Here is a 2,929-nt window from a genome sequence, read left to right as displayed (position 1 = left end):
TGGCGGAGGCTTACGTACCGATCCAGAACTACGACCCCGGTTTTGATCTCACTGAGGCTCTTCGGAAGGGGACTATGTTCCCATCCCTTTACCGCCCCGAGTTCGTCGTCCCCTGCACGTCGTACCGCCGTTACGTAGCCACCCGGTTCCCAAGGAGGATGCATGACTGATGAACAAAGGACAATGGGATTGGGGTAAGGAAAGGTACGAGATGCTTCACGAGATCCAGAAATGGCACTTCCGCGCCGTCGAGCTGAATCTTTTCCTGGATACCCACCCCGAGAGCCACAAGGCGTTAAACGACTATAATCAGGCCGTGGAACGCCTGCGCATCCTTCACCAGGCCTACGAAGAACGATACGGCCCTCTGATGAACCATGGCGGCTCTCCCAGCGGTTACCCGTGGGCCTGGGTGGATGATCCCTGGCCCTGGGACATCGGAATGTAGGAGGGTTATGAATGTGGGTCTACGTTAAACACCTGGAACACCCCGTGCGCGTCTCGGGCACCGACGCGGGCTTCGCCAAGCTCCTGCTTACCCAGTTCGGCGGCCCTGACGGGGAATTTTCCGCCTCCTGGCGTTATTTGAGCCAGCGCTACACCATGCCCACCGGTTCCACTAAGGCGGTAATGACGGACATCGGTACCGAGGAAATGGCGCACCTGGAGATGGTCGGCACGATGTTCCACATGCTCGTCCGGGACGCCACCCCGCAGCAGCTCCGCGCCGCCGGGTTGGGTGACCAGTACGCAGTGCACGGCTTCGCGAACTTCCTGAACACGCCCGGAGGCGACCCGTGGACCTCGGCCTTCATCCAGGCCACGGGCGATCCGGTGGCCGACCTGCACGAGGACATGGCCGCCGAGCAGAAGGCGCGCGCGGCTTATGAACGCCTGCTCTGCGCGACCCGCGACCCGGCGGTACGCGACGCCCTACGGTTCCTGCGGGAGCGGGAGGTCGTGCACTTCCAGCGCTTCGGTGAGGCCCTGGACCAGGTCCAACAGTACCTGAACAACCCCCGGCACGTCTGGCCGGGCGCCGAGTTACCCGACAGCCGGAGCGAAACCCAGGGGTGAAAAGAGACACGTAAACCAGGCCCGGCGGAATCTGCCGGGCCTGGTCAGTGGTAAAAGCATATACCTGGCCGGTTAGAACAAAGCCTGCAGGGACAGGCCAGAGCGTTACACGTAGTATTCGATAATCACCGAGTTCGTCTTCTGGTCCCAGTTCACCGCGGCCCCAAAGGCTTCGGCTACCCACCGGTATGGAAGCATAACGCGTCCCGGGTGGACTACACTGGGCAGGGCGTCGATCTGGACCGGTTTAGCGTTGACATAAATGATACTGCTGCCGATCGACAACCTGACAGAGGCCTTTTCCCTACGAAGGGTCACCGACAGTTTCTCCGGGTCCCAAATAACCCCCGCCGGCTTGACCCCCACGGTATACGCCACATAACGCACGGGAAGGAAACAGCGGTTTTGCTTGACGTAAGGGACCACGTCCATCTTACCTACGGCCTTGCCGTTTACGTAAAGCGTCGGGTCTCCGATCCTGAAAACAATCGTTACCTTCTGCCGCGCGGATCCCGGGGGCTGGCCGGTTCGTGTCGAACCCGGATCGAGCAGATCATCGGTTGTGTCCGTAACCCCTTGCGCGGTCTCAGAAACGGTGTCCGTGAGACTGTCTGTCAAATCATCTACAACACCGGTTACATCGCCAACTATGCCGGTGACATCAGCAACTGCACCGGGCAAGTTAGAAACCTCGCCTGCAGTCTCGGTAATTATGCCGGTCGTGCCGGCTACGGTTCCGGCCAAACCCGCCGCCATACCGGCGACGTCTGTAACGGTTTCTGTCACCGCATCCGAGGTCCCGGCCAGCACGGATGAAACAGCCGTTGTCGTACCGTCGAGGGTCCCGGTCAAGCCGGTCAGAGTAGTCCCGATATTCAACCGCCCCGCGTGCACCGGCCCCGGTCCGCTGAAGGCGAAGCAGATCAATAATGCCAACACACACAGCGTCTTGCCACGCATTTTTCGTAGCCTCCTCCACTATACTTAATAAGTACCACCCGGGAAAGCATCACCGCCGTGCTCAGCCAGCCGCAAAAACCGCCCGCCAACCCAATAATGAACAGGCGCCACCACCTTCCTGGGGCGGCTTGGATGCCGCTCTGGTCCCTTCACGGTTCAAACACCCCGCCAGCTACCATTACCGAAAAATTCTGCCAATTATTTTAACAATTAGTATATAGCCTGTAATTAAATGACACTAGGGGTTGTTTTTGTATTTAATAGTCGCTTTTCCCAGCAAAAAGGAGCCACAGCCGGCGCATTTCGATAACGCGCAGCCCGTTGCCAAATTCGACGCTAAATAGCAAATAATTACACTGCTGTATTTAGTTGACATATGCAAGTCCAATGAATATAATGGTACAGCAAAGAACCCACCGTAGGGGAGAAGCAGATGCGCCGGCTCGGTATTGACAAGTGGTCGCTGCGACGCCGCGCCTGGATGCAGTTCCGGGTGGCGGGGTTTTGTTGTCTCTTGGGCACCTTCCTTTTCCTCTGCCTGGCCTTTGCTGTTCCCGCCTGGGCAGGCTCCTCTTGGACGGAGAGCACAGATCCCGGCCTGGACTTGGCCCAAAGTCAACTGACGCAGGGGCTGAATCAATCCATTGAAGGAGCCGGCATGCTGGCCGGCGGACTGTTCTCCGGCACGCTGGACACCGTCAATAGCCTCGAAGACGGTTTGCGTTCAGCACTCCAGCCATCGACGGGGGCCAATAACGCAGCCCCCTCCGCGAAAAGCCCGCGGGCTTGTTCGGCATGCACCCCCTCTACAACCGAAGATGCCGGTGTCGGCTCGCCGGCCGGCGGACTGTTCTCCGGCACGCTGGACACCGTCAACAGCCTCGAAGACGGT

5 protein-coding genes are annotated in these 2,929 nt (G+C 59.1%); 4 read left to right on the top strand and 1 reads right to left on the bottom strand.

Annotation, left to right across the window (positions count from 1 at the left end):
* The 3 genes from QMC81_11850 to QMC81_11840 all read left to right on the top strand — a co-directional run.
* A partial coding sequence (locus QMC81_11850; protein MDI6908163.1) for a spore coat associated protein CotJA occupies positions 1-170 on the top strand: 170 nt, incomplete at its 5' end.
* Entirely contained in the window at positions 170-448 is a 279-nt protein-coding gene (locus tag QMC81_11845) for a spore coat protein CotJB (protein MDI6908162.1), read from the top strand. The genes QMC81_11850 and QMC81_11845, both read left to right, overlap by 1 nt.
* A gap of 11 nt (positions 449-459) precedes the next feature.
* Complete coding sequence (locus tag QMC81_11840; protein MDI6908161.1) at positions 460-1,077, top strand: manganese catalase family protein; 618 nt, start codon at positions 460-462, stop codon at positions 1,075-1,077.
* 105 nt (positions 1,078-1,182) lie between these two features.
* Here the strand turns inward: QMC81_11840 and QMC81_11835 are convergent, their stop codons facing one another.
* Positions 1,183-2,037 carry a copper amine oxidase N-terminal domain-containing protein gene (locus QMC81_11835; GenBank protein MDI6908160.1) on the bottom strand — a complete coding sequence of 285 codons (855 nt, stop codon included), beginning with the start codon at positions 2,035-2,037 and terminating at the stop codon, positions 1,183-1,185.
* A gap of 433 nt (positions 2,038-2,470) precedes the next feature.
* Between QMC81_11835 and QMC81_11830 the strand changes: the two genes are divergently transcribed.
* Positions 2,471-2,929: hypothetical protein (locus QMC81_11830; GenBank protein ID MDI6908159.1), on the top strand; the 459-nt coding region annotated here is incomplete at its 3' end.

The sequence above is a fragment of the Thermoanaerobacterales bacterium genome (assembly GCA_030019475.1).
Classification (GTDB): Bacteria; Bacillota; Desulfotomaculia; order Desulfotomaculales; family JASEER01; genus JASEER01.
Note: the sequence above shows the minus strand (reverse complement) of the source record. Positions and strands in the feature narration are given on the sequence as shown.

Bases quoted from the DNA above. Each gene is read 5' to 3' on its own strand.
- QMC81_11835 (MDI6908160.1), bottom strand. From the start codon at position 2,037: ATGCGTGGCAAGACGCTGTGTGTGTTGGCATTATTGATCTGCTTCGCC.
- QMC81_11840 (MDI6908161.1), top strand. From the start codon at position 460: ATGTGGGTCTACGTTAAACACCTGGAACACCCCGTGCGCGTCTCGGGC.
- QMC81_11845 (MDI6908162.1), top strand. From the start codon at position 170: ATGAACAAAGGACAATGGGATTGGGGTAAGGAAAGGTACGAGATGCTT.